Genomic DNA, 1,587 nt, shown 5'->3' on the forward strand with positions numbered 1-1,587 from the left:
CAAGAATCCTGATTGCCAAAATGGGACAGGATGGCCATGACCGTGGAGCAAAGGTAATTGCAACTGCATTTGCAGACCTTGGTTTTGATGTCGATATCGGACCATTATTCCAAACCCCTGAAGAAACGGCACTTCAAGCAGTGGAAAATGATGTTCATGTGGTTGGAATGAGTTCACTCGCGGCAGGGCATAAAACATTACTTCCACAGCTAATAGAAGAGCTTAGGAAACTAGGGCGTGAGGATATCATTGCAATAGTTGGTGGAGTGATCCCTGCACAGGATTATGATTACTTAAAAGAGCAAGGAGCTGCAGCTATATTTGGACCTGGTACAGTCATCCCAGTTGCTGCAGCAAAAGTAATCGAAGAAATTTATCTTCGCCTAGGGTATGAGGAAGAAGGCAATGACTGATAAAAAAAATCGACCTGAATGGGTGCCGGAGAATGCCTCTGATGGTTTTACAACAGAAATTGTGAAGGGAAAAGACCCAAATAGCGATTCTGAAAGTACACGTAAATTTGTTAAGAAGAAAGGTCGATCAACTGAAGAGTTTGTGCAGGGTATACGAAAGGGTGACCGTACTATTCTTGCGCAAGCCATTACTTTAGTTGAAAGTAACGCAAAACGTCATGAAGTCCAGGCACAAGCAGTGATTAATGAAATTCTTCCATACACCGGAAACTCCATAAGAATTGGAATTACAGGTGTTCCTGGTGCTGGAAAAAGTACGTTCATTGAAAGTTTCGGTTCCTATTTATGTGAAGAGGGGCATCGCGTTGCTGTATTGGCCGTTGACCCAAGCAGTAGTATAACAGGTGGTAGTATACTTGGGGATAAGACACGAATGGAGACACTTTCTAGGAATAAAAATGCATTTATTCGTCCATCACCTTCAAGCGGAACCCTTGGCGGGGTCAACCGTAAAACGAAAGAAACGATTTTACTTTGTGAGGCAGCCGGGTTTGACGTCATTCTCGTTGAGACGATTGGTGTTGGTCAAAGTGAAGTTGTGGTCAGAAGTATGGTAGATTTTTTCCTTCTTCTTGTGTTAACTGGTGCAGGCGACGAATTACAAGGCATGAAAAAAGGGGTCATGGAGCTTGCCGATGCAATATTGATAAATAAAGCTGATGGCGAGAATAGACAGAGGGCAAAGGTTGCTCGCGGTGAATACAATCGGATTCTACACTATCTTCAGCCTGCAACAAAAGGATGGGCTTCGAAGGCATATACAGCTTCAGCCCTTTATCATGAAGGAATGGACGAAATGTGGAAAATTGTCCAGCGGTTCAGGGAAACAACAAAAGAATCTGGAGTCTTCACTGAACGCAGAAACGCTCAAACAAAGGATTGGATTCATGCAATGATAAAGGATTATCTTGAAACAAACTTTTTTACCCATCCATCCATTAAATCGCAGCTTCCAGTGTTCGAAAGTAAGGTTGTGCAGGGTGATTTGAACGTAACTTCGGCTGTGAAGGAATTAATTCGACTTTTTGAGGCATAAAAAAAGGCTATTTTCGTAAACATTGTTGTTTTTGTATATAATTGTGCGAGGGAAATAGCAATTATTGACCATCCTGTG

2 protein-coding genes are annotated in these 1,587 nt (G+C 42.3%); both read left to right on the forward strand.

The window, feature by feature from the left end; all coding sequences use genetic code 11:
• A partial coding sequence (locus V7147_RS15165) for a cobalamin-dependent protein (RefSeq protein WP_335368679.1) occupies positions 1–413 on the forward strand: 413 nt, incomplete at its 5' end.
• Positions 406–1,509, forward strand: a complete 1,104-nt coding sequence (gene meaB, locus V7147_RS15170) for a methylmalonyl Co-A mutase-associated GTPase MeaB (protein WP_335368680.1) — start codon at positions 406–408, stop codon at positions 1,507–1,509. The genes V7147_RS15165 and meaB, both read left to right, overlap by 8 nt.
• Positions 1,510–1,587 lie beyond the last annotated feature (78 nt).

It is taken from the genome of Bacillus sp. JJ1521 (genome assembly GCF_036965165.1).
Taxonomy (GTDB): domain Bacteria; phylum Bacillota; class Bacilli; order Bacillales; family Bacillaceae_L; genus Ferdinandcohnia.

Bases quoted from the DNA above. Each gene is read 5' to 3' on its own strand.
- meaB (WP_335368680.1), top strand. From the start codon at position 406: ATGACTGATAAAAAAAATCGACCTGAATGGGTGCCGGAGAATGCCTCT.